Origin of the sequence: uncultured Mesonia sp., assembly GCA_947499595.1 — a bacterium.
Classification (GTDB): Bacteria; Bacteroidota; Bacteroidia; order Flavobacteriales; family Flavobacteriaceae; genus Mesonia; species Mesonia sediminis.
The window spans coordinates 43,232-69,260 of record CANMOY010000001.1; the positions used below are offsets into that span (position 1 = coordinate 43,232).

Sequence of the window (26,029 nt, forward strand, 5' to 3'; positions counted from 1 at the left end):
AAGAAGCCGATAGCACAGCAGATGACAATAAAAACGACTTCACTAGCATCAAAACAAATAATTTAATAATCCAGTTCGGGGGGCATACTTATTTTATAAATGAATATTGTGAAGAATCAAGACGTTATGCGGTAATGATATACTGCCCAGAATATGTCTTTATCCATACTCAGTAAGCTTTATCAATGAAATTTATGAGCACTTAGTTCGGTTCCTGGGCGAGCAATTCATCTATCAAAAAATACTTGACTTCAGCTTTGTGAAATCACCATTTCCAGGAGTAGGGGAGTCAATAGCATATTTAAAACAAGACCTTGAAAACGATACCACCTGCTTCTTAAATAAACATAAAACCTATTGGTATTTAATAAAAATCTCTGTAAATAATAACATATTTCTAAAAAGTTATATATTTTTGGGAATACAAACAAAATGCTCTTTCTGGTACCCGATTTTAACGTGTTCTCCTTGACTTGAAATTTAAGTCAACCTTGACAGGCTATTGGTGAACCTGCTAAATTTTCACTTCAATAACTTTTTGCACTTATCCAGTATAAAGTGTATTAAGAGTGTATGTTGATTAGATGTTATCAGTTGGCAATAATTAGAAAAACAAAAATGAAAAAAATTTTACTATTATTTTTTATTGGGCTCTTAGCAACATCGTGTTACACATCTTACAAGGTTGTCCCAAAAACTTATGATTATACTAATAGCATCAATTTTACAATTGATAAAATTGAGGAAGGGAATAGCGTTGCGCACGGAAACGGATCCTATAATACAAGTCGTGGAAATAAATTTGTGTTTGTTTACTTGACACTAAAAAACGAACTGGATGAAAAACAAGAATTGGATTTCGACCATTTTGTTCTATTAAATCCGAGAACAAAAACCAAGCATATAGCTGAATGGTCAATGGCTGTTGGACCCATAAATGTGTGGGGTAAAATAGATTCTTATATCCGAAAAGGAGATGAAAAAAAAAGAAAACTAGTCTTTATTTACCCAGAAGAGGATAAAGCGGAAATATTAATGGTCAAAGACAAAATCATCGAAATCGAATACGCTAAATAACTAGGGGGAACAACTAAGCCTTCGTGTGGCCGGTACAGCGGGTCCTGTTGGCTTCCCTGAAAACTCTGCAGAACTCCATCCAGTAAAAAATTGTATTAAAAGGGTATAGTTGAGTTGATATAAACAGCTATGGGTAAGTTAAGAAAAAGATTTAAGAATTTAAAATGCTATGGACAAATTCTTAAATAAAATTTAAAAAGCAATCCTGTAAATAATTTAAAGATTTAAGCATTATATACGTTTAATGAATGATTTAATTTAACTTTAAGTGGAGTTCAGAAACCACTATAATAAACGAGGTGAAGCCGAAAAACCTAAAGAGTAGGATATTAATGTCAAAAATATAATTATGAAAAAAATTATCTTAAAATCAATGTTTATTTTGTCAACTGCACTTTTATTTTCAAGTTGTGCAGCAGGTTTATCTGGAATGATGTCAGATTCTGCTTCTTTGAGCTCAAATAATTTTATTTACGCCAAAAAGAATGTTCAGGGAATGTCTCAAGCAACCTATGTTCTAGGTTTTGGAGGAATGAAAAGAGAAGCAATTGTAAATGAAGCTAAAACAAAAATGTTAGAGAATAATTCTCTACAAAACAACCAAGCTATTGCAAATTTGAGTGTTGATTTTAAATATTCAAGTTTTTTAGGTATTGTAAATACAGTGAAATGTTATGTTAGCGCCGATATAGTTGAATTCAAATAAAACTACATCATAAAGAAAGTGAGTTTTTTAAGATATTAAATTGTCTTATAAAACTCACTTTTTAAATTTAATAGATATGATAAATAAAATATTGCAATTTATTTCTCGGATTTAAAGTTAACAATATTAGTTCCTAGTTGTTCTAGCACAACATTAATTAGCTCAATTCCAAGTGACTCTAAATTTTATGTCAATGAAGAATGTAAGCTTCCCCTAATTAGAACTGCTTAGTTTTTCAAAATTACATATTTATTTGTTTTTTAATTCCTCTTCGGCTAGCCCAAGAGGAATTAAGTTTTGCGAATTTTACAGGCGAAATTTTACCTAAGCTATCGTGTGGTCTTTTATGGATGTAATCCTCCATCCAAATTTTAGTTTGCTCTCGAACCTGATCTAGGTTTTCAAAAGTATACTTGTTTAGAACCCCTCTTCTATATGAGCTGTTGAAGCGCTCTACAAAAGCGTTTTGGATCCTGTTGACTTCCCTGAAAACTCTGCAGAACTCCATCCAATAAAAAATTGTTTTAAAAGTGTTTAGTTGAGTTGATATAACGAGTTGTAAATAATACCTAAAAAAACACTACGAACGAATTGAAAAAACGACTTTTACTTATAATTGGAATTCTTATTTTACTTACTATTGGATTCTTCTTATCTAAAAAAATAAATCTGAATCCGAATTATGAAGTCGGACAGAAAATTGATAGCCTTAATGGTGTTGCCGTTTATTATAATGGACGAGTTGGAAATGTGGATGGACGAGTATTAGCAAAAGATGGGTATAATCTTGGACTGAAATACCAATGTGTAGAATTCGTTAAACGATATTATTATGAAGAGTTAAACCATAAAATGCCTGATTCTTATGGACACGCAAAAGATTTTTTTAATTCGCAAATAAAAGACGGAAAAATAAACAAACAACGAAATTTAATGCAGTTTAATAATCCGAGTAAATCTAAACCAAAAATAGATGATTTAGTGATTTATTCTGCAACAACGATGAATAAATATGGACACGTTTCAATTGTTTCAAACGTAACTGAAAACGAAATTGAGATTATTCAGCAAAATCCAGGACCTTTTGGAAGTTCAAGAGAAAAATATGAATTGATAAATAAAAACGGAAAATGGAAAATAAAAAACGACCGAATTTTAGGTTGGTTAAGAAAATAGCCCCGTTGCTGGTCTATTGCATCGCGTTGCTTGGCCTATTAACCAAGTCTGCCTCGATAGGTTAATGCTGAACCTACTAGATTTTCGCCACAGTAACCTTGCTGCTTTTGATCCAAAACAAAACGGTATGAAAAGTGTATTTTAGAGTTGATGTAACCAGTTGGCATTCACATTATGAAATATAAAACTATCTTTTTTGTAACAACACTAATGCTGAATTTAAGCTGTGTCCAGAATAGTGAAACAAAAAAAAACGATATTCAACAAGATCTAAGTTCTAGAAGGGAGCGTTATTTTAAGAAAGTGCATTTTAAAAATACTTTTGAGAAAGACTCTACTTTGGAAAAAAAAATAGCTTTCGATTTTATAAAAATTTCAAACAATGAAAAAACCGATAGTATTATATCTATTTGTAACTGTGACAAGAACATTAAGGACAATTCAATTAAAATACAAATAGAAACAGGAATTCCAACTCAAAAAGAGCTAGATACAATGAGCGATAGTTCCAATAAAAGGTGGAATACGATATTGCAAACAAGATTCGGACCAGTAAATGAATTTAGCGGACAGTTTAAATTCTTAAATATTGAATTAAAAGATAGTTTGGTGAAAAGCATAAACATTTATTCAAAATCGACTGAAAATGAATATAATGGAGCTGACTTTGATTCACTGACAATAGATCGTTTTAAAATTAAAATTTCAAAATTTGATTATTCAATAGCTTCAAACGTTTACGGCGAATTTGAATTGAGACTTGATAAAAGCTTTGGGTTATTTGAAAATGACACAATTTTAAAAGGTCGTTTTTTATGTAATAATTGGATTATTAGAGACAAAGAAAAAATTAAAAATTGGGAAATCAACTAATAAAAATTACCAAATGTCAATAATTTACAACCGCAATTACGGCATCCATAACCGTATGGAGACTGCGTCCGAATCCACTCGGAATTGCTAAAGTAAGTGTAAACCGAAAAATTTGCTTACTTTAACCCGCAATTGCGGATTTGCCAGACTATTACCATACAAATTACACCAATGTAAATTTCTTGAAAGATGAGATTCTAGGTGGGTATTTATACCTTTAGTAAATGGAGTTTTAGGAGTAGTTTTTTCGTGAATTGATAAAGTCACCCTTAACAATGTCGGTCGATTTGCATCATGATATCTTTTCTTTAATTATACTTCTCACCCGATTTCACAGCGTTTTCATAATTATACTTCAACTATTCTCGTGTTTTCAGTAACGCATAACCTAGTAAAATCAATTACTCAAACCAAAGATTCTCTGCTAAATAGGTTGGGTGTATGATAAAACCCTAACCATGTAATAATTTTTGTACTAATGTTTTACCGTTTAAAACTATAGGGGTCTAAATCTCAAATTGAAAGTTCTTGCTTATCTACCCATCAAAACAGCAATATAATGCTCTTATTTTTAATGATGGCCAAAAAAGACTCGTGTAGAAATTTATTTTTTTTGTGCTCTCAATAGTTTAAGGATGTTTTACTGGTGCTGTTGAGTTTCCGTTTGACTGTTTATTTATGATAAATATTATAATTTAGTGAAATAAATTGCAATCAATTAATAGAAGTATTTTCGTTTAAACCCTGATATAGCCACATCTTTGGGTTTTTGGCTATGATGACAACTTGGTAAAGCTAACAGAACAATCTGTTTTTAAGTGTTTTTAAGATTTCTTTACCAGGCTTTTTGTAAAAATCTCTGTTAATAATTATTTTCAATAAATTTTTTAATCACTATAAATAACTCTAATTTTAAGGTGTTAAATAATTTTTGTTTAAACAAATATGTTAAAGCAACGCCTATGATATAGTATTAAAAATGTACCCCGAGGTTTTTTCTGGTTTTTTTTTACAGCATCCAGAACCAGGCTACCAGGTAGCTGACCTCTAATAAAACGTATTGAAAATGCTGTACAATAATTTAAATTGTTTCTTTTATGGTTTCTTTAAAACCCGTGGGCAAAAAAAACCCACAAGATGTGACTGCACCACCGCAGTTTTATGCGCAAGCCGTAAAAACAGGTTTAACCGACCTAAATCGTTTGGCTTATTTAATTTCGAACCAATCTACCGTTCGTGAACCGGATTGTTTAGCGGTATTAAGTGCCTTGGTACATAATATGACCGATGAACTTTCACAAGGACGTGTAGTGCAACTGGGTAGTTTAGGAAACTTTCAAGTAGGGGTAAGCTCAGAACCGAGTAGTACTCCCGAGGAGGTTAACGCCAGTAATGTCAAGCAAATACGCTTAAATTACAGACCCGGTAAACGTGTGCGTAAAGCACTCGAGACAATGGACTTTAAATTGATCGGTGGCTAGAAACTTGCGATTTATTTAAGTTGATTAAATAAAGGTTTCGTTTGAAAAAACGAGGCCTTTTTTTTGTGCGTCGGTTAAATGTTAACCTCGCCAACTTCCATTCTTAAAAATTCTTCCCTTTCTCCTTTCACAAACCCAGCAGTTTGTAATCATAAGCAGCGCAGTTTATCCTGATAAACCCAGCAGTTTGTTGTTGCAAGCACAGCAGTTTGTAAAATAAGCCGCTGAGCTTTTTAAAGATGCTTTAAAAACCGAATAAAAAGACACAAAAAAAGCTCAAAATGTACTGGCGGCTAGAAACTTGTGATCTTTTTTGAGCTTGTTAAATAAAGGTTTTTAACGTAGTATAAGTAATACTTATGTGTAACAAATATACTCAAATAGGGCGATTATCACCTCTGAAATCAAATGAAATTTATGGTAAAATAGAACTATTCGAGATCTATTTATAGATTAAGTTGCTGTATTTTTCGACAAAATGCTTAAAAAAATCCAATCTTGGCAACGCGTATGCTCCACATTTAATGAATCAAAATCTGCCTTTTAAAATTTAAACTTCTAAAAATACGATAACCTAACTATTTAAAAAATAGGAGGGGAGTGTCATTTTCTGCGCTCCTATTTATACTATAGTATATGAAGATTATTGACTGCTCAAACCGCGCAAAAGAGCTGCTTTTAAACGCCATTACCCAGGCAGCTATAATTTAGATTTTTATTAGAAAATATGTTGTTGTCTTATAGGTTATAATCGCAAATATTTAAATGCCTTTAGAATACTATTATACAACGTTAATTTTCTCTAAATAACATTCAGTGAAATCGATTTGTATAAGCTTTAAGCGGAATTATTAATTGACTACATTACTGATTTTATTTTCGTTTTCTGGATCGATGCTAAATATATGTATCCATTTGTTCATTGCTAATTGGTTCAAATGCTGATGCTTGTCTAAGATTTGCTGAACCATTTGTTTTGGCGCGTTGATGTATACCGATAACCGCAAGGGGTGATGATAATATTTTTTATCATTCTGGTATAGAGATTGTTGAGGTAACCCACGTTTTAGATCGCCCATATTCCCTTCGATTACTCCAAATTTTCCTGTAATATTATGAAAGATCTTTGATCCACCACCTAGATTCTCATTATCTACGGTAGAGAAATAATAATGGTTGTTGATCCATTGGGTAACTACCATTGGGCCCAAAAGTATGTTCTCAAGTGCTTTAGCTTTTGGGTCAAGTTTGTAATCGTAAGAATGTAAAAACACCTCAGTACCCAAATCTATTTGTTGACTTAAAGATCGTGGTCCGATTAGAAATCCTGCATTTTTGGCTAAACCCCATTCTGGTCGTACTTCGGCCCAATTTAATCCCTTTTTGCTAGCGAGTTTTTTAAGGTTGTTTTCATTTCCAAGGCGTTCGCTTAAGCAGGATTGCTGTACTTGCTCTAAATAGGCTTCTATTTCTTTAATACGTTTTAATTGCTTACTATTTTCTGTATGATAATAGAGTTCTATTTTTTCTGTGGTGGTATTGTGTTGGGCACCTATAAATAAGGTGTCTTCTGGGATATTAATATTGTATTGTTCTCTAAGCCCTTTTCGCACCTCAAAAGAATTGGCCAATTTAGCCAAAAGTCTAGCATTGGGTCCACCAGCATGCGCCGCACAGGCACCGCAATCTAAACTAGAGGCAAACGGATTATTGGTACTCGTACTGCCATGCCCAGCAAAAATTACTAATGGAGCAAATTTTTTCCACCCCATCATTTCAAAAGCGGTTTTTACAATTTCAATTTTTGTATTAAGTGCAACTGGCTGGTTGCTGTCAAATAGTTCAGGTTCTGCAATTTGCTCCTTTTTTACAATAGGTTTTCCCAGCTTATAACGGTGAGCTGGGGTAACCGTACTTTTAATCAAATGAAATCCGTAAAGTAAGCCAGCACCTTCAACAAATCCAAATGCAGCTGGTAACATATTTTTTAATCGCTTGAGAAAGTAATCGTAAAATCCGATGGATTCCTTTTGTTTTTTGTAGCGTTTGAATTTTTTATCCTGGTTTTCTAAGGGTGTTTCCTTTGCCGTGAATGCAGGATCTAAAATGGGCGGACAAGCATTATAGGTTTGCTGAGTATCTGGACAATTATATTTCATGGCAAGGCCAAAAAAACCTGCATAACCAAAGGTTTCATTTCGTTGGTTACTTTCAATAATACGACGAATTCGTTCAGATCGCGTATCAATGCAAAACACCCATTGAGCATCTAAATCTTTAGTAGTTTGGCTGTCTAGCTCATTATTTTGGGTAAGGCCATTCTTAATTTTTTCCTCAAAAGCTATTTGCCAAGACTGTTCCCAGGCGTTTAACCAAATATGACTTAGGCTTGAAGTCTTGTTTTGAGGTGAATCAGATGTTACTTCAGCTTTAGAGCGTAAATCATAATCTATAGCATAAGCTAATCCTAGTCGAACCGCTAAAAAATCTAAAGGGGTTATGGGGTATTCTTTTTGCCAATCTGGTTTATTTTTTTCTCGGTGTTTAATGTACCCCAACCAGCCGGGAAGCGCTAATAACTGAGATTTAAGAATAATTTTTTGCTTTTCTTTCGGATATTGATTTAGAACAAACAATATATTTTCCTCAGCGGTTTTAGGCAACTCAGTTATTTTGCCTTTTCGGATTTGTTTATCGGTAGCGGCTAATTTTTTCCAAGCAGCGTAAAAGCCTTTTTCTCTAAAAGGCATCGCCCATTCGGCCACCCCTTCATCTAAAAAGCTACTCAGCCATTTTATATGTAATTGATCTAATCGATCGTACTGTTTTTGATGGGTTTCAGATTCCTGAGCCAATTGTTCAAAACAAGTCTCAGGATGATCAATAATGCCATTTTGAGTTAGAAGATTACTTAAGATGTCGGCATTAATCTCCCCATTTAAATAAGCTTTTTTAAATTGATCTGCATTAGGGTAGGGATTAATCTGTAATTCTTTTTTAGCGCTTAATACCGCATCTTCAAAGGGCAAATGCTGATAACCTGAAAGTTGATTTGAAGTAACAAAAGCATATAGCGGTTGAGTATCTGCGATTTTGTTTAGTAAATTTTCTATCTCTTTTTTGATGGATGAATCGGACATAAACTTAAAATTAAGATTTAGAGGAGCTGGGTTTAGGTTGAGATAAGTTTAATAATATTACGTAAAGCCAAGGTAGTTTTTTATATAAGCCTAATTTCATGATAAAAAATCCAAGTAAAAACACTCCGGCTACAAAAAGATGTACAAATCCAAGGGGTTCGGGTTGTGCGGTATAAGGCATATCTTTCATAAAATAGCTTACCAGGGCATACAATACTGCATAAGATGAAATACCAAAAATGAAAATCCAAAAGGCCGAAAATATCTTTTTTAGCCAACTAACATTCCTGTATTTTAAGATATTATAGGTGCTTTGTGCTACTGTAATCGCTACGATTATGGTTAAAAATATGGCGCTATTGGTAAAACTTGTTTTGGCGGTTAATAAAGAAAAAATGCTACCTCCCGCAAGTGCAAATAGGATCACCCAAATCACTTGCATCGTGTTTATTTTTAAATGCTCTATTTTAGGAATATTTAGTTGTTTAATTTCACTGCCTGCAGATAAAAACAAATAAGCCTTGTAAAAGCCATGCAAAATTAAATGAGCTACTGCCGCATTGTAGAAACCTAAACCACATTGCATAAGCATAAAGCCCATTTGAGCAATGGTAGAACAAGCTAGTTTTTGTTTAACATTGGTTTGTATGAGTTTGTTAAACTGTGCGATAATGGCTGTTATACCTCCTATAACAAACAAAAAATAGTGACTTGTTGTAAAAACCATTAAAGGGGCCAGTAAAGCCAATAAAATACCCGCGCCGTTTACAAAACCGGCGTGCATTAACGCCGATGCAGGGGTAGGAGCGGTCATGGCATTGAGCAGCCAAGATTGAAAGGGATAAATAGCCGACTGAATGAAACATACCAACAGTATACCTATAACAGCTAAGTTTAAAACCAAGCTAGGCGCTTCTTGAAAATGATTTAAAATGCCCGGTAGTGTGAATTGCTGCGTATAATAAGCTAAAGAGAATAATGAGATGAATAGTATTAGGCTTGATATACTAAAGTAGATTAAGGCTATTTTAGCCGACTTTTGGGCTTGCCACCAATTTTTTTGTAAACCAATTAATCGGCTCATAAAAAATCCCATACCCAACCAACTTAAACATAAAATCAATAAATGATGGGCGGTAACCAACGAGATTACACTAAGCAAAAATAGGAAGCTATTGATATAAAAATTTTTAGCGTATTGAAACCCCTGTAAATAATACGTAGCATAGTGGGTTACAATTGATCCAAATAGTAAAACAACAGAAGCAATAAGTAAGCTAAAGGAATTAATATGATAAATCTCGCCAAAAATTAAATTGATGGGTGTAAATGCACTAAATGTTGCCGCCAAAAGAACGCAGAAAAAAAATGTCCACAAGAAATAGGAGTAAAGGCGTTCAGGCATTTTCCTTTGTGTGTTAACAATTTCACCAGTTGCCATAAATCTATTTTTTATTTTTTTCTATACTAATATGAAGTTCTCCTTTAAGCTCAAAATCAGTATGGTTTTCTTCGTTCTGTTCAATAAAATGTTTTAGTAGTTTTCTTTCTTTTTCCAATTCAGCAATTCTTGCTTTAAAAGGTGAAAGATCTGTTTGGTGATTTTTTTCCCAACTTTGAAAACTTTTTAGTTCGTGAAAACTGATTTTCTTATTGATTAGGGCGAGTATGATTTCTCTTGCCTCGTTAGCCGTGAAGGTTCCATCAACTAATTTGATGCTTAAGTTACTTTTGGCCTCCTGTTCCATAGTTTACTTTTATTTGGAGGCAAAGATTTAAAAAATGATTAATAAATTTTTATTTATATTTGTTATGTAAGACATTAATAATATTTATGAACTATACCTTACATCAATTAAATATTTTTTTAGAAATATCTAGAACAAAGAGTATTACACAAACAGCCGAAAAACTTTTTCTCACCCAGCCGGCTGTTTCTATTCAATTAAAAAAATTTCAGGAACAATTTTCTATTCCCTTAACGGAATTAGTAGGCAGGCAATTGTATATAACCGATTTTGGTTATGAAATTGCCGCGGCAGCTAGCAAAATTATCAATGAGGTGCACGCCATCAATTATAAAACCTTGGCCCACGCAGGTAAATTAACGGGTAAATTAAAAATATCGGTTGCTTCAACAGGTAAATACGTGATGCCTTATTTTTTATCTGGTTTTTTACAACAACACCCGGGCATAGACTTGGTTATGGATGTAACCAATAAAACTAAAGTTGTGCGCAGTATGGAGTTGAATCAAGTCGATTTTTCTCTAGTGTCAACCCTACCAGAAAAACTCAGTTTACACTCTATAAAACTGATGCCGAATCAATTATATTTGGTAGGTAACCAACAAATTGAGATTGATTCAAATGCACCTTTAAAGGAGTCATTAAAAGCGCACACTCTAATTCATCGAGAACCCGGATCGGCTACGAGAGATGCTATGGATATTTTTCTAAAACAACATGATTATATAGTTGCAAAAAAATTAGAACTCACTTCGAATGAAGCCGTAAAACAAGCGGTTATTGCAGGTTTAGGGCTTTCAATTATGCCCTTGATAGGAATTAAAAACGAATTGCAAAACAGAGAGCTGCAAATTATCCCTATTCAAGGACTCCCAATAACTACCCAGTGGAGAATAATTTATAGAAAAGCAAAAAAACTATCTCCTGCAGCCCAGGCTTTTTTAGAGTTTATAGAATTAGAGCATAAAGAGATAATTGTAAATAAATTTGCGTGGATTAAAGATTACGCTAAAGCGGATAAAAATAAATTTTAATTTTTTATTTCTTTTTGATTAAAGTTTTGATTCCTTGAACGATTAAGAAAACCGTAATCCCTGCTATTAAACCATAAATCATTTCTTTTAAAATACTAGGAATTGAAGGTAAGAAATCATTCAAAGCATGAAATTCATGCGTAAAAATTCCTCCTGAAACCATAAGGAGCGCAATGGTACCGATTACGGATAGAGATTTTACGACTTTTGGCAGACTTTTCACTAAAAGTTCACCTAATTTATATCTGAAACCAGATTCTTCTTCTTGGTTTTGCATCAAGGCAAAACCTGCATCATCCATTCTAACAATTAAGGCTACAATACCATAAACACCCACCGTAGCCAAAAGAGCTATAATGCTTACGACTAGAATTTGAATGCTAATACTTTCATTTTCAACGGTACCTAAGGCGATAATTATGATTTCTACAGATAAGATGAAATCGGTAATTATAGCCGACTTGATTCGTTCTTTTTCTATCGATAAAACCTCTGCCTCAGATTGGGCTTGTTTAAGGTTTTCTTTTTTAGTTTGTTTATTTGGCTTTAAAAAATGCATTATTTTTTCTGCGCCTTCATAAGCCAGGTAAAAACCTCCAATCAGTAAAATAATTCCTATAACTACAGGAACAAAAGCGCTTAATAAAAATGCCAGCGGTAGTATAATTAGCTTATTTATAAAAGACCCTTTTGTGATTTTCCATAAAACTGGAATTTCGCGTGAAGACACAAAGCCCGAAGCTTTTTCTGCATTAACTGCCAAGTCATCTCCTAAAATTCCTGCTGTTTTCTTGGCAGCCACTTTACTCATTACCGCTACGTCATCCATTAAAGCGGCGATGTCATCTAATATTGCAAAAATTCCTGAAGCCATGATTAGGTTTTAGTTTTAAATGAACCAAAAATAAAAGAATTAACTCAATTCAGGTAAAAGTAAGATGAATAATTGACAGATTATTGATCGTCTAAAATTATAAAGTGCTCTTCAACGGCCATAGTCTTTAGGTACTGACCTATATGCTTAGTCATTTCTGCAGGACCGCAAACATAGAAGTATTGCTGTTTATTTTGAATTTTATGTCTTAAAAAATCCAAGTCTAAGTAAGCTTTTTTATACTCACTTCTATCTTCATTTGTAAGTATAAATTGTACCCTCTCTTCTAGTAATATACTCAATTCATTTTCTTGTATTATATCCTTGGAAGTTTTGTTTGCGTAAAGCAATTTTATCTTCTCTAATTTATTTTGCTGCTCTAGCATTCTAAAAATGGCTAAAAATGGAGTAATTCCCGTACCTCCGGCAATAAATAATCCTGGTCCTTTATAGGTTAATTTACCCCAAGGTTCTTCTAATAACAATTGGTTGCCCGGCTTTAAATCATTTAATGCTTTGGTAACTCCGTTATGTTCAGGATAGATTTTTATGATCAGCTCTAAGCTTTCATCATCGGGTAAACTTGTGATTGTAAACGCTCGTTTTTTATCTCGCCATCCTGGCTTATTTATCGCTACGTTGGTAGCTTGTCCAGGAATAAAAATATAATTATTTGGTTTAGATATTCTAAAACGTTTAACATTATGGGTTAAGGTTTTAATGGATAGGATATCAAGTTCATATGTCATAAATGTGCCATTTTAAGTGAATTTTAAACATCAAGATAAAGGCCTGGCTTAAATAAAACCCCACTCATCTTGTTCTCCTGTTTTGGGTTGAATATTTTTAACCCAAGGAGCAAACAAATTTTTAAATTGTTCAATTTCAAGGCTTAAAACCTTGCTTTGATTTTTGATTGCAAATCCGCTTAATTCTAAACTTTTTATATCGTTTTTTAGTTCTCTTATAGCTTTTCGAATCAGCCAAGCGCTTTCCATTTTATAGCAATAAGAGTCTATTTGTTGAGCACTAGAAAGTTTGGCTAAAAGTACGTTTGCGTTTTTGCCCATATAATGCAGGCTATCTTCAAGTAGATTTTTACGGTAAACCGATTTTGAATTCTCACTTTGACGATTGCGGTACTCTAGTTCATTTATCATTTGATGAATTTGATAATGAATAATCCTAGCCTGTTTAATCAATGGGTTTTTAGTATCACTAGTTGTCATGGCTTTAAAATTTGTGTTAATTTAATTAAAAATACACAAATAAAAAGTGATGCTAGTAATTATTTAACAGCATTTATAAGAAGCGTTGCAGTTGCTGGATTACTGGCCAGTGGAACATCGTGCACATCGCAAATGCGTAGTAGCATCAATACATCTGGTTCATGAGGGTGTTTCTCTAATGGATCTCTAAAAAAGAGAACCATATCACATTTACCCTCGGCTACTCGGGCAGCGATTTGGGCATCTCCACCAAGTGGACCAGAAAGTAAGCGCAGTACTTCAAAACCCGCTCTTTTAACTTTTTTACCGGTAGTGCCAGTAGACACCAAACTGATGTGCTCTTGATGAAAAAAATGGGCATGTTCATTAAGAAATTGAACCATTTCTGCCTTTTTACCGTCGTGAGCTATTATCGCTATTTCCATGTTATTTTATAATTAACTTCTTTATAGTGAGGTTTTTTAATCCGCGAAAGCGTAAAAAATAAAGTCCAGCAGCAAATGAACTAAAATTAACTTGCAACGTATTGGCCTTATGTTTTGGAGTGTAGCTCTTTAGCAGATTTCCATTAATATCTAATAAATCTATGTTTTTAAGAAGTAAATTGCTAGACCACTCTATTTTAGTAGAATCTTGAGTTGGATTGGGACTAACAATAATTTTACTTTCTATTTTAGGTTCTTTAATGCCTAAACTTGCATTTGGTAGACTTAAGGCGACAGGTCTGTGGTCACTTAGGTTCTGATCATATTCTTGCCAGCCGTTACTCAAATAATTTTCTAAAAGTAAAGTAGTGCAATTGGCTTGAGGGCTTTGGAAGCTAGAAAATAAAGGTTGGGTGATTGCAATATGATCTAGATGTGACGGCCAATTAGGGTAAGACCATTGGCTGCTTGATCCATTTGCTATTGCTAAATCTGTGAATTGGTATAAATTAGGGTTATTTATAAATGGGGCAAAAACATTATTGGCTGGAGCATCTGTAAGCACATCATTCAAATCACCCAGTAGAATTACTTTTTTACCCATTAAGTTTCCCGATATATATTGATCAATAAGAGTACTGGCCTGCAATCTTCTGTTTTCTTCGTCATTGTTGTCGTTTTGATTTAAATTGCCATCTCCGCAACATTTAAAATGATTGTTTATAATATAAATTTCTTCGCCTAAATAATCGATTTTTAAAATTAATGGAGCTCTTGGGAAAGCTTGCCAGTATTGATTGGAGGTATAGATTTCATAAACATCTAGCACTTGTATCACATTAGCATTATATAAAAATGCCAATCCCGCAAAGTCTGAAGAGTAGGTAACAGCATTATATTTACTTAAATTATTTGCCACTTGATTAAAAGCACCAATATCATCTATTTCTTGAAAGGCAATAAGGTCTGCATCAAGCTCATCAACAAACTCTGTTAGGTAATTTACGGATTTGTATCCGTTTTTAGGAAACCATTCAGTATTCCAAGTAAGTACCTCAAAGCTTTGGCTGCTGCCAAAGTTTATGGGTTGCACGTATTGGGCAAATAGCGCTTGTGTACATAAACATAATACTAAGGTTATAAAACTAAGGGAATGTTTAATCATATTTGGCAGCTTTCTTTGGAGTACTGGTTTTTATGATGAATTCTCTTAAATCTTGAGTAGATTGAATTAAATCTTGCTCACGTAAGTACATCATATGTCCGCTCAAGTAGGTTTTAAATTCAATTCTATCTTTTAAATTTCCACTAGGGTCTAATTGACGCATACTATATTTGGAATGAAAGTAGGTGGTAGCACCATCATAAATACCGGTTTGATAAAGCACATGCAAATACGGATTTTGTGCCATGGCTTTTCGCAATTGTTCGCGGGTTTGATTGTTATTTCGGTCCCACGGGTGAACCGGTCCGAACATATTGTATTTATAGTTGGTTTTAAACTGTAATTCTTCTTGCATATAATAATTAATGGCAGGCGTAAAAGCTTGCAACCAGGCGATTAATTCTGAATTGTAATCGGGTCTTTCTCCAGCTGTATATTTATCTAGACCTTTGTATCTACTATCTAACCTACCTACACTCAACTCGGGTTGGTCTTTTAAAAGTTTTTTCCAAAATACTTGGCTTGGCAATGCAAGCTCATAGGCCAAAAATTCTTCTTTGTCTATTCCTGTAAAATTAGCCAACTGTTGTGCAATAGCATCTTTTTTGTTTTTACTCAAAGAATTTCCCATTGCTAATGCAGGTAAAAGATTTTGCATTGCATAATCTTCGACAACTGGAAGTAATTCTTCTAATTTCTTCTCTTGTAGAGAGGCAGGCAATTGGTTGTGGTACCAAGCAGTGGCGGTATAATAAGGCAAAAATAAGGCATTTGAAAGTGGCGTGTCTGACTCAAAACTTAAATAATCTGCAGGAGAAACGAGAATCACACCATTGAGGTACATCCATTGTTTTTGTTGCAGTGCATAAGCCAATCCAGACACTCGTGTACCACCATAACTTTCTCCAATTAGGTATTTGGGCGCGGTCCACTTATTTTTGCGCGTAACAAATGTATTAAGCCAATCGGCTAGGTAATTTATATCGGCATTAATTCCAAAAAATAAATCGCGATTGGGCGAAGCATCCTTAGTTTTTATTATTCTAGAATATCCCGTATTTACAGGGTTTACGTAAACTATATCGGCAATATCAAGCAGGGTGTACGGGTTGTCTTTAATCCCGTAAGGTTGAATCGGGTATCCTTCATCATCAATCTGTAACAATTTGGGACCCGTAAAGGCTAAATGCATCCAAGCTGATGCAGATCCTGGGCCACCATTAAAAGAAATAAGAAGGGGTCTGTTTTGTTTTTCTTGTTTTCCTTTTTTACCAATATTCTTATAATAATAGGTATAGTGTAAACTTGCCAAAGCCTTACCTTCTGAGTCATAAACCGGTAGCATTCCTACTTCTGCTGTGTAAGAAAACGTCTTATTTTGGGTTTTTATTTGATGTTGGGTGGTTATAAGCGTGTCTGTGGCTAATTTTAAATCTTGAGCAAAAGTATTCAATGATAAAAAAAAGAGGCCTAAAGTAACTAGTTTATTAAAATTCATATTCTTTAATTGTGCAGTTCAATTTAATTTAAAAATCGGTTATTATAGTGAAATTAGCACTTTTTAACCCGTGTTTTATTGTTGTTAGGTTTTGCTATTGGTTTATCTGTGGGATAGTGAAAATCTTTAAAAAATGCTCAAAACTTTTCTTTGCCCCTACAATTACTTCATCGTGGTTCAAGGCAGCTTCATTTTCTTTTAAGAATCGTGTAAATTTGTTCCAATCTTTAATAGCTGATTTATCGGTGCTAAAAAAGTAAGCTGGTAAAAAAGGTTTTAATTCGGGACAATCTAGCATCTGCTTAGCAATAAACGAACTGCCAAGGCTTGAGCCCTTGATAACGTATTGAGCACCTATACTCTGGTCTTTGTTCTTTAAATTAAATGAAGAATTTAAGGTTTCTATGTTGGCATTAGCTTGCTTTAAATCTTTAAGTAAAAGTTCAAATTTTATAGGCTTGTACTTTTCTTCATGCTTTAATATAGCCTTTTCAACACTGCTATATGCTGCATAGTTTTGTTTCAACAAATTAAGGTATTCTTTAGCAGAAATAGTATGATTTATAATTTTATAGGCTAGATTCTCGTTTTCAACGGCTTGATGTAGTTCTTTTGTTTCTTCTTTAAGACGAGTGGTTATCATTTACTTTTTCTATTTCTTCTTTTATTTTGTTGATGTTTGATTTATGATTTGTGTTATCTGATTTTAATTCTTCTAGATAATCGTAGATTTTATTAATCGCAATTTTCTGATTTCTTTGTCGCTCCCTAAGTTCTACTTTCGCTTCCATATTAAATAACAAACGCTTGAACAACGGAGCTAATTTCTCACTCAAATAAGGTAAATGCTTTTTTAAAATATAGCCATCGGCTCCAGCCAAAATAGTTTCTGCGGCCAGTTCTTCATCGTTTATAGTTCCGGTTAAAAAATAAAATGGTATATCAGAATCGATTTCTTGAGTTTTTCTCAGTACGTCTAAACCGGTACAATCTGGTAGGTTGTAATCAGAAAAAACTATATCGGGGACAAATTCTTTAAGACTTCTTTCAAATTCTTTCAAATTATCGGTATGTACCAATTGAAAGTCAGATAAAACTTTTTCTAATTGAAACTTAAATAATTCAATATCGGTTGGATTATCCTCAATTAACACTATTCTAAAAGATTCATTTATCATTTAAAAACAAATTATAAACAAATATAAAGTAATATTAGCTAGCTTGGTAGTTGTATATAAAAAATGCTATACTTATCTACCTCAGAATCGATGAAAATTTTGCCGTTATGCTTTTTTACTATTTTCTTTACAAGCGCTAAACCAATTCCTTCCCCTTCAAAATTTTTACGCGCCGCACTAGATCGTTGAAATAATTTAAAAATTTTCTTTTGCGCTGAAGGTTGAATCCCAATACCATTGTCTTTTACGAAGTAAGCGTTTTTTTGTGGTGAATAACCAATAACTATTTTCGCAACTTTGTTATGCTGCGTATATTTTAACGCATTATCAATTAAATTGGTAAAGACTTGTTTAATTAAAATGAAATCTCCAGTAAGGTCTGGAATTTCCTCTTCAATCTGAATAAGGATACCTTCTTGATTTGAGAAATTGATCTCTTCTAGGTAACCCAGCACTAAATCGCGTACCTTGATGTTTTGCCTTTTGATTTCTTTCAGGTTGAGCGTGGCCAATTTCAAAATGCCATCGATGAGATTGTTCATCGAATTAACAGAATGTAGTATTTTATTACCGATTTGCTCTGTAGACGCATCAATTCCTGGTTTTTCTAAAAGCATATTAGTAAACCCTTCAATGCCCCTTAGAGGGGAACGCAAATCGTGAGAGACGCTATAACTAAAAGCTTTGAGATCCTTATTGTTTTGCTTTAACCTTTTATTGAGCGTTTTAATTTTATTTTGCTGCTGTTGAAGCAAATGATTTTGCAATAGCTCTTTGATGATTTTGATTGATTTCAAATCCTCTTCATCCCATTCTTCGCTATGACCTTCAACTTGTTTTGACCATTTTGCAAAAGAAGTTCTAGGATTTAAATAAGCAATACCATCAATAATTTTTTCGGGTTTCTTGGGTTTACCACCCCAGTTGACTTGCTGTATTTTTTCTTTTCGAAGCCAAACGATGGTATTATTTTGCTCCCCATTCAATTTTAATGATAAAAGTCCAGCCCAAGAATCAGCCGCTGTAAAATATTTTGGATAATCTAAACTCAATTTAGAAGAAACCAATCTACCCGATTTTTGATGCTTTAAAAATTGTGAAATTCTAATTTGAAAATCTTTATTGATTTTTTCACCAATGATGTGAGTTCTATTTTTTTGCAGAATGATTAGAGCTTGGGCATTGAATAGATCTAACAAATTATCAGCTTGACTCAAAAAAGCATTTGACCAATCTTTTTCCTGGTCTATTTGAAACTTTAACTGCTCTACAATTTTAATTCTTTCTTGGTTGGCCTTTATAGCGGATTTGTAATTGAGGCTATTAATTTTATTCGTAAATATTTCTACCAATATACTGCACAATTGTCTTTGTGTGCGGTTTATGGTTTTAGCAGCATTGTGATGACAAGTTATAAGTCCCCATAATTTTCCTTCGATAATTATAGAGGTAGTAAGCGAGGCTTTTACCCCCATATTTTTTAAGTATTGTAGATGTACTGGAGAAACCCCTCTGAGTTCTGAATTACTGAGATCTACTATTTTTTGATCTGTAGGGTTTAATTGGGGCGTAATGGCAATGGGCTGATAGTCTACATCTGCAATTATGCGTATTTTTTGTTTTAAAAATAAAGCCCTTGCTGGTTGAGGAATATCGGTGGCAGGATAATGTAATCCTAGCCAGCTTGTTTGGTTTTTTTGTTTGCATTCAGCTATGACTTCACCATTCCAATCTTTATCAAAGCGGTACACTAATACACGATCGTAATTAAATATTTTACTGACAATGTTTGCCGCATTTTGGCATGCTTCAAGTGCAGAATCTGAAGAACGCAAAGCTTCTGTTATGGTAGTTAATTGATCTTGAAGTTTAATAGGGTTTGAAATTGTAAATCGTTCTACCATAAGTAAAATGCCTTGTTTGGTTTTATAAGCAACAAAAGAAAATTTGTCAGCATTAATTTTTCCATTAAATTCAAGACGATTTTTACTACCAAGCTCAAAATTTGCAATGCGTTGCTCTAGTTCTTTTCCTATTAAGAAGCTAATTTTTTTACCGATAAATGATTCCGTAAAGGCTAAGTATTCCGATGCATTTTTTGCGCATTGAATTACCTTTAAGGATTCTTTATCTAGAACTAACAGCGTACCAAAGGGTTGAATGTGATTGATTAAATGTATAGGCTCACGATCACAATTGGATAAAATAATGTCTTTGTCCTTTTTCAATTACTTTTCTTTCAATTTAAAATAAAATGTACTTCCTGCACCTGGTTGAGAATCTACCCAAATACTACCTTTATGCAAGCTAATAATTTTTTCTACGTGTGCTAATCCAACGCCCGTTCCTTCGTATTTTTCTTCTGTAGGTACCCGATTGAAAATATCAAAAATTTGTTTTTGATTTTCTTTAGGTATTCCAATTCCATTATCTGTAATTGAAAAGACGTGGTATTTACCATCTTGATAAGAAGAAATTCTAATTTCTGGGTGACGATTTTTATCTTTATATTTAATAGCATTGCTTAACAAGTTTTGAAAAAGTAGGCGTAATTCAACTTCGTAGCCACGAATTTTTGGTAAGTCACCAACAAATACTTTGGCATTTGTTTCTTTAATGCGTTTACCAAGATCATACTTTACTACTTCGACCAATTCTTGGGTATCTATAAGTTTTTTTTCAGAATCTCTACCAATTCGAGAATGTTCTAACAATGCTTTGATTTGCTCTGAAAGTCGGTCGCAAGCTTGATCGATATAGGTAATATAGGTTTTTGCTTTTTCATCTAATTCTTTAGCGTACACTTTGTTTATAACATCGCTAGCAAACTTAATTGTGGCTAAAGGCTCTTGTAAGTCATGTGAGCAAATAGACACAAATTGCTCTAAATCTTTATTTGTACGTTCTAGGTTTTTCTTTTGTTTGCTTAAGGCTTTTTGTGTTTTTTTAAGTTCGGTTATATCTATACAAGTAAATCGGTTAAGAATAGGCTTATCGAATTCATCATATTCTACCGTGAAATTAAGCATTATTGGGATGGTTTTCCCTGTTTTTGAACATATTTCAAGCTCAACATTTTTAAGCTGGCTTTCTTCTTTAAATAGTTTTTCAAACTTAAGCGCCTTGAGTTGTTGCTTATTCTTGTAAAGATTAAAGAAATTGATGTTTTTTAATTCTTCCTTACTAGCATATTCTAAGGTTTCTGCAGCTTCTTGATTACAATGAATTATTTTTGATGTAATTGGGTCTACACTAAAATGCATTACCGGGTCTTCTTCGTAAAATGATTTAAATCTTTTTTCGCTAAGCATTAGTTTGCGTTTAGCTTCTTCTAAAGACTCTATGTTAATATAAGTAATTACTACACCACTTTTATTACCATTAGAATCAAAGAATGGAGAAACCCGTTGTAGATAATTTGTCCCATCTTGTGTTAATATTTTTTTCTCGATTACACCACCGTTTTTCAACACGTGTTTACACTTTTCTACAATTTTATTTTTGAATCGTTTGTTAAAAGCACCAGTAAAATGATGAATAGGACGTCCAATATCACCTTCTATAAAATTAAAATGTTTATTAATTGCAGGTGTGAATTTACGGATACATAACTCTTTGTCTAAAAAAATGGTACCTATATTGGTGCTTTCTAGTAAATTGTTCATATCTGAATTTAATTGCTCGAGATCATCAACCTTTTGTAAATTTTCTGCATTTACAGTATTAATTTCCTCGTTAACGCTTTGCAATTCTTCATTGGTACTTTGCAGTTCCTCATTAGAAGCCAATAGTTCTTCGTTCGCGGCTTGAAGCTCTTCATTACTAGTCTCTAAATTAGATAAAGATGTTTGAAGCTCAAGTTTTACATCTTTTAATTCTTCCTCTAACTGCTTTATATATTCTTGTTCGATAGTTTGGTTGCTGACTTCAATTCTAGTAGCCTTTTGATTTTTATCAAATTCTTCTTCAGCAAAGCAGATAATAAAATGAGTAGAGGAGTTTCTTTCTAGATTTTCTATAGGTTTAATGATTAATTTCACCGTTTTATCCTCGGTTAAATCTCCTACTTTCAATTGCGAAAATAGCTGCTTTTCTCCTGTCTTTCTAGCTCTGTATACCCCAGATTTTATTAATTTTTTAAGACTATTATTCAACATATCTAATAGGTTGACGCTAAATCCTTTTTTGGGTAATTGAGCATATCTCTTAAAATCTCCAATGCCTTGTAGGATAGTAAATTCTTCATCGATATATACGGCAGCTGAGTTGAATTGTTCTAAAATCAACTCATTGAAAAGATCTAAAAACTGTAAATTATTTTTAGTTTTATTACGTGTTGAATGCTGAATTATAGAAGTATCACTTTTAGGTGTGGTTTTAATCATTTTTTGAGTATTGTTCCTAAGTTCAGGGGTGTTTTGTAATCTTCCTGTTGGATTTTGATTTTGAAAAATTCTTAATTTCCGGTCAACATATTTAAAGTATTCATTATGAGAGTGAAGGGTTTCACTTGTGCCTAAGATTAAAAAACCCTCTTTATTTAAACAATAATGAATAATATCTAGACTTTGATTTTGTATTTTATTCTGGAAATAGATAAGTAAATTTCTACAAAAAACCATTTCCATTTGCCCGAAAGGGGGATTTTTTAAAAGATTATGTTGAGAGAAAATTATGTGATTTCTAATTTTTTCAATCACTCTATAACCTTGATGTGTATGCGTAAAATATTTATTCAATAAATAAGGGTCAATTCCGGCGGCAATGCTTTCGGGATAAACACCTGTACTAGCAATATTTAAAAATTCCTGAGATACATCTGTAGCGAAAATTTTAACTTTGACATCTTTTTCTTGGTGCTCAATCTCCTCGTTTACTAATATAGCAATGGAATAGGCTTCTTCGCCAGTACTGCAAGCTATGTCCCAAATTTTTAGTGTCTCATTAGGTTTGATTTTTGCCACCACCTGTGGTATAATTTCATCTTGCAATTTTATCCACACTTCTTCGTCTCTAAAAAATTGCGTGACACCAATTAAAAACTCTTTAGCGAGTAGATGTAGTTCAGCTTTGTTTTCTTCTACATAATCTTGGTATTCTTGAAATGTGTTGCATTTGCAAACTTGAAACCTTCTAATTAGCCTTCTGGAAAGCGTAGCATACTTATAATTAGAAAAATCTAAATTTGTTTTTTGATCTACCAAATGTAGAATTTTTTTTATAGCTTCCCTGTCATATTCAATTTCTTGATATTTCATTAGAGGGTTAGCAAAACTGTTTTTTATGAAATGCTTAAGTTCTTTCCCCATTTGGTCTACTGGTAGAATAAAATCAGCTAAACCAGTTTTTATGGCACTTCTGGGCATGCCATCGAATTTAGCTTCTTCAGGATCTTGAACCATAATTAATCCTTCACACTCTTTTATAGTTTTAAGACCACGTGTGCCGTCACTTCCTGTACCACTAAGAATAATTCCAATAGCTTTTTCTTTTTTGTATTTAGCCAGCGAATTAAATAAAATATCTATAGGGAAATTCATTGTGTTGCCCTTTGGCTTAGCCATAAGTTTAAAACATCCGTCTATAATTTCGGCATTATATTGTGGAGGGATGAGGTAAATATGTTTTGGCTTTATACACTCTTTATCTTCAATTTTTTTTATTGTAAGATGGGTGAATTTTTCTAGCAACTCTGCCATCATACTTTCAAAATTGGGGGAGAGATGCTGAATTATTACATAGGCGTTTATATCAGATTTCGGAAGATTTCTAAAGAAACTTTGTAGCGTTTCGAGACCACCGGCACTGGCTCCTATAGCTATAATTTGCGGCTTAAAAGGCTCGGCATAACTTGTAAAAGTTGATTCCATCAAATACAGGCATTTTATAACTCACAAAATACGAATTATTTTGTTCTGAGCATCTTTTCTGTATTTATTTAACCTATTAAATTTAGGAACTAATTTTTTAATGGGGAATATACTTATTCACCATTTCAATATACTTTAGTTTAGCTTGGTTGGGTTCTAAATTTTCAACCTGAAAGAGAGCGTTCATTTTGAATGCAGTAATCAATTTTTCTTGATGCTCATCTTTATGGTTAAAACGCTTACTACCACTGGTGGCTTTTTTATAATAGGCATAAAACTCTAGCATCAAGTCGGGAGGGAAGCGCAACTTAGTTTTTCGAGCTTTATTGTAAGCTTCCTTGAAAGACTTGTCTAGCTCTTCTTGAGACATTTTCTGGGTCATATCCAGTTAAATTTTAGCTATTATAGATTCTCCTCCGCGTACCTTTTCGTTTAATTCTACATGTATAGGTGTTCCCAAGGGTAAAAATAAATCAACTCGTGAGCCAAACTTTATAAATCCGCTATCGCTTCCTTGTTTCGCTGTATCTCCTTCTTTAGCATAATTTACAATTCGTTTTGCAAGTGCGCCTGCTATTTGTCTATATAAAACTTCCCCTATACTTTGATTTTTTACCACTACGGTGGTTCTTTCATTTTCTTCTGAAGATTTTGGATGCCAAGCAACAAGAAACTTTCCCGGATGGTATTTACTAAACACTACCTCTCCGCCTATAGGGTAACGGGTCACGTGAACGTTAATAGGCGACATAAATACCGAAACCTGAACTCTTTTTTCTTTAAAATATTCTTTTTCGTAAACTTCTTCAATTACTACTACTTTGCCATCTACGGGAGAAACAACCGTACTGTTATCTATGGCGGTGTTTCTTTTTGGGTTTCTAAAAAACTGAGCGATTAGAATGAAAAAAAACAGCGATACGATAAAAATAAGCAATTTTATCCACGTGGTTGAGAGGAGTGTCAAGCTCGCGATATTAATCGCTAAAAATAGTGCAGCGCTTACGCCCAGAATCTTAAAACCTTCTTTATGAAACATATTTTATAAAATATAAATAGGTATATGCAAATGTAGCAGTATAAAGTATACTATCCAAACGATCTAAAATGCCGCCGTGGCCCGGCATTAAATTTCCACTATCTTTAACACCAGCTTGCCGCTTTAGTTTTGATTGAATCAAATCTCCCCAAGTCCCGAATATTGAAGATAGGGCACCTAAAATCATCCATTGTGCTAAAGTTAGAAGTGGTAAATAATTGGCTAGAATAATAGCTGCAATAAGCGTAAAAATAAATCCGCCAAGGAAACCTTCAACTGTTTTTTTAGGCGAAATGCGTTCAAATAATTTGCGTTTACCTATGCTTTTACCAACTAAATAAGCAAATGTGTCGTTGGTCCAAATCATTATAAAAATTCCAAGAAGCAGTAAAGGTTCATAATCACCGTTAAAAAAAGGAATACGAGTAATAAAAATAAACGATGAGATTAGGTAAAAAATAACCACTAGGTATTTTTTTTCCTCAAAAAGTGGTATTCTGCTCACAATAACTAAATCTCTTAATAATAGTGATTTAATAAGTAGGGTGAGCACCAACAAGGTGTTGAGTATAAGTGTGCTGCTAGATAAATATTCATCACTATCTAGAACCGAGAAAAACAAGTAAAATATAACAAAAATAAGGTAGGATAAATAGCTTTTTAATCCTAGTAGTTTTTGCAATTCATATACGCCAAATAACCCAAAAATGAAAAACAATCCTTTAAAGAGGTAGGGGTTAGGTAGCCATAGAACTACCAATAAAAGTATAACATACAAAGCACCAGACAAGGCGCGGGTGAGGGTTTCTTTCATGCGATTTACAAATCTTCTACAAGCAGCAAATATAGGTTTTTAGATGTACTACCATAATTCAAGAAATCGTTTTCTTGATCTTCACCAAAGGTTTTAATAGTGGTAATATTGGTAGGAATTCGGTTTTTACTTTTATTTTTTATGCCAGATAAGCCTTCACCAATACTATTAATCAATTGACTGGTGCGTGCAATAATGATGAAGTTATTGGGTAGGTCTGCAAGTTTCTTTTCTTTAATTTGGTTTGAAGATATAAGTAAGGCGCCAGTATTACCAATTAAATATTCACATCCCGAAATAAAAAAAGTGGCTTCTTTTTGATCTGTAAAGTTTAAATTAAAATGTATTAATTTGTTTTGGAGCTCTTGGTCAAAGCAAATAACCTCTTCTTCATGCCAATTATTCTCTTTTAAAATTAATCCGAAAGTTTCTTTCATCTCTTTCTCATCTGTGCAATAAAGAAACTTTCCGCCATTTTCTTTAAACTTAATCATAAAACTTTCGTCGGTAGGAAGTTCTTCCTCCGGCATGAATTTGCTTTGGTTTTTGTTATGATTTTGTTCCTCTTCTGTTTTGGCAGAAGTGACATAACCAATAAATTTACGAAATAAGTTCATATACGTGTTAACAAACGTTTAATAGCATCTCGTTCAAAGATAAAAAAACTTGATTTATACAAGTGATAAATCAAGCTTTTTTGTG

The 26,029-nt window shown here is 33.2% G+C and carries 23 protein-coding genes and 1 pseudogene; 6 read left to right on the top strand and 18 right to left on the bottom strand.

Annotated features, from left to right (window positions below; translation table 11 throughout):
* Window positions 1-618: 618 nt before the first annotated feature.
* Both ACH2AZ_RS00180 and ACH2AZ_RS00185 read left to right on the top strand, forming a co-directional pair.
* On the top strand, window positions 619-1,077 hold the full coding sequence (locus ACH2AZ_RS00180) for a hypothetical protein (protein WP_379045147.1): 459 nt from the start codon (window positions 619-621) through the stop codon (window positions 1,075-1,077).
* Between the two features lie 349 nt (window positions 1,078-1,426).
* A complete protein-coding gene (locus tag ACH2AZ_RS00185; protein ID WP_394906104.1) occupies window positions 1,427-1,783 on the top strand; it encodes a DUF6567 family protein in 357 nt (118 codons plus the stop codon).
* Between the two features lie 241 nt (window positions 1,784-2,024).
* On the opposite strand, the pseudogene ACH2AZ_RS00190 reads toward ACH2AZ_RS00185, so the two are convergent.
* Window positions 2,025-2,252, bottom strand: a pseudogene (locus ACH2AZ_RS00190) (integrase core domain-containing protein); the annotation flags it as partial.
* A 122-nt stretch (window positions 2,253-2,374) separates the two neighbouring features.
* Here ACH2AZ_RS00190 and ACH2AZ_RS00195 point away from each other — a divergent pair.
* The 3 genes from ACH2AZ_RS00195 (at window position 2,375) to ACH2AZ_RS00205 (ending at window position 5,313) form a co-directional block, all read left to right on the top strand.
* The gene (locus ACH2AZ_RS00195) at window positions 2,375-2,959 is read left to right on the top strand and encodes a CHAP domain-containing protein (RefSeq protein ID WP_394906105.1); all 585 of its coding nucleotides are present in this window, start codon (window positions 2,375-2,377) and stop codon (window positions 2,957-2,959) included.
* Between the two features lie 174 nt (window positions 2,960-3,133).
* Entirely contained in the window at window positions 3,134-3,832 is a 699-nt protein-coding gene (locus ACH2AZ_RS00200) for a hypothetical protein (protein ID WP_394906106.1), read from the top strand.
* A gap of 1,097 nt (window positions 3,833-4,929) precedes the next feature.
* Window positions 4,930-5,313 carry an HU family DNA-binding protein gene (locus tag ACH2AZ_RS00205; RefSeq protein WP_394906107.1) on the top strand — a complete coding sequence of 128 codons (384 nt, stop codon included), beginning with the start codon at window positions 4,930-4,932 and terminating at the stop codon, window positions 5,311-5,313.
* An 851-nt stretch (window positions 5,314-6,164) separates the two neighbouring features.
* Here the strand turns inward: ACH2AZ_RS00205 and ACH2AZ_RS00210 are convergent.
* From ACH2AZ_RS00210 to ACH2AZ_RS00220, 3 genes are read right to left on the bottom strand one after another with little or no spacing between them, the layout of a single operon-like run.
* Window positions 6,165-8,453, bottom strand: coding sequence for a DUF2309 domain-containing protein (locus tag ACH2AZ_RS00210; RefSeq protein WP_394906108.1), 2,289 nt, complete (start codon window positions 8,451-8,453; stop codon window positions 6,165-6,167).
* A gap of 10 nt (window positions 8,454-8,463) precedes the next feature.
* Window positions 8,464-9,894: a proton-conducting transporter membrane subunit gene (locus ACH2AZ_RS00215; RefSeq protein WP_394906109.1), complete on the bottom strand. Its 1,431-nt coding sequence runs from the start codon at window positions 9,892-9,894 to the stop codon at window positions 8,464-8,466.
* A 4-nt stretch (window positions 9,895-9,898) separates the two neighbouring features.
* Window positions 9,899-10,201, bottom strand: coding sequence for a hypothetical protein (locus ACH2AZ_RS00220; protein WP_394906110.1), 303 nt, complete (start codon window positions 10,199-10,201; stop codon window positions 9,899-9,901).
* An 86-nt stretch (window positions 10,202-10,287) separates the two neighbouring features.
* Between ACH2AZ_RS00220 and ACH2AZ_RS00225 the strand changes: the two genes are divergently transcribed.
* Window positions 10,288-11,235: a LysR family transcriptional regulator gene (locus ACH2AZ_RS00225; RefSeq protein WP_379045124.1), complete on the top strand. Its 948-nt coding sequence runs from the start codon at window positions 10,288-10,290 to the stop codon at window positions 11,233-11,235.
* Window positions 11,236-11,239: 4 nt separating this feature from the next.
* On the opposite strand, the gene ACH2AZ_RS00230 is transcribed toward ACH2AZ_RS00225, so the two are convergent.
* The 14 genes from ACH2AZ_RS00230 to ACH2AZ_RS00295 all read right to left on the bottom strand — a co-directional run bounded on the left by ACH2AZ_RS00230 (window position 11,240) and on the right by ACH2AZ_RS00295 (window position 25,944).
* The gene (locus tag ACH2AZ_RS00230) at window positions 11,240-12,109 is read right to left on the bottom strand and encodes a DUF808 domain-containing protein (RefSeq protein WP_394906111.1); all 870 of its coding nucleotides are present in this window, start codon (window positions 12,107-12,109) and stop codon (window positions 11,240-11,242) included.
* An 80-nt stretch (window positions 12,110-12,189) separates the two neighbouring features.
* A complete protein-coding gene (locus ACH2AZ_RS00235; protein ID WP_394906112.1) occupies window positions 12,190-12,858 on the bottom strand; it encodes an FAD-binding oxidoreductase in 669 nt (222 codons plus the stop codon).
* Between the two features lie 48 nt (window positions 12,859-12,906).
* On the bottom strand, window positions 12,907-13,338 hold the full coding sequence (locus tag ACH2AZ_RS00240) for a hypothetical protein (RefSeq protein WP_394906113.1): 432 nt from the start codon (window positions 13,336-13,338) through the stop codon (window positions 12,907-12,909).
* A gap of 59 nt (window positions 13,339-13,397) precedes the next feature.
* Window positions 13,398-13,763 (bottom strand): methylglyoxal synthase, encoded by a 366-nt coding sequence (locus ACH2AZ_RS00245; protein WP_394906114.1) that lies wholly within the window; start codon window positions 13,761-13,763, stop codon window positions 13,398-13,400.
* A gap of 1 nt (window position 13,764) precedes the next feature.
* Window positions 13,765-14,928, bottom strand: a complete 1,164-nt coding sequence (locus tag ACH2AZ_RS00250; RefSeq protein ID WP_394906115.1) for an endonuclease/exonuclease/phosphatase family protein — start codon at window positions 14,926-14,928, stop codon at window positions 13,765-13,767.
* On the bottom strand, window positions 14,921-16,426 hold the full coding sequence (locus tag ACH2AZ_RS00255) for a S10 family peptidase (RefSeq protein WP_394906116.1): 1,506 nt from the start codon (window positions 16,424-16,426) through the stop codon (window positions 14,921-14,923). Before ACH2AZ_RS00255 ends, ACH2AZ_RS00250 begins: the two co-directional genes overlap by 8 nt.
* A 94-nt stretch (window positions 16,427-16,520) precedes the next feature.
* Window positions 16,521-17,069, bottom strand: a complete 549-nt coding sequence (locus tag ACH2AZ_RS00260; RefSeq protein ID WP_394906117.1) for a biliverdin-producing heme oxygenase — start codon at window positions 17,067-17,069, stop codon at window positions 16,521-16,523.
* Window positions 17,050-17,604 (bottom strand): response regulator, encoded by a 555-nt coding sequence (locus ACH2AZ_RS00265; protein ID WP_147862701.1) that lies wholly within the window; start codon window positions 17,602-17,604, stop codon window positions 17,050-17,052. The genes ACH2AZ_RS00260 and ACH2AZ_RS00265 overlap by 20 nt, the downstream gene beginning before the upstream one ends.
* A gap of 38 nt (window positions 17,605-17,642) precedes the next feature.
* A complete protein-coding gene (locus ACH2AZ_RS00270) occupies window positions 17,643-19,832 on the bottom strand; it encodes an ATP-binding protein (RefSeq protein WP_394906118.1) in 2,190 nt (729 codons plus the stop codon).
* Window positions 19,833-23,474: a chemotaxis protein CheB gene (locus ACH2AZ_RS00275; protein ID WP_394906119.1), complete on the bottom strand. Its 3,642-nt coding sequence runs from the start codon at window positions 23,472-23,474 to the stop codon at window positions 19,833-19,835.
* 97 nt (window positions 23,475-23,571) lie between these two features.
* Window positions 23,572-23,856 (bottom strand): acyl-CoA-binding protein, encoded by a 285-nt coding sequence (locus tag ACH2AZ_RS00280; RefSeq protein WP_379045094.1) that lies wholly within the window; start codon window positions 23,854-23,856, stop codon window positions 23,572-23,574.
* A gap of 6 nt (window positions 23,857-23,862) precedes the next feature.
* A complete protein-coding gene (locus ACH2AZ_RS00285) occupies window positions 23,863-24,513 on the bottom strand; it encodes a phosphatidylserine decarboxylase family protein (RefSeq protein ID WP_379045091.1) in 651 nt (216 codons plus the stop codon).
* Window positions 24,503-25,327 (bottom strand): phosphatidate cytidylyltransferase, encoded by an 825-nt coding sequence (locus ACH2AZ_RS00290; protein WP_394906120.1) that lies wholly within the window; start codon window positions 25,325-25,327, stop codon window positions 24,503-24,505. The genes ACH2AZ_RS00285 and ACH2AZ_RS00290 overlap by 11 nt, the downstream gene beginning before the upstream one ends.
* Window positions 25,328-25,332: 5 nt before the next feature.
* Window positions 25,333-25,944 (bottom strand): LUD domain-containing protein, encoded by a 612-nt coding sequence (locus ACH2AZ_RS00295; RefSeq protein WP_379045085.1) that lies wholly within the window; start codon window positions 25,942-25,944, stop codon window positions 25,333-25,335.
* Between the last annotated feature and the right edge of the window lie 85 nt (window positions 25,945-26,029).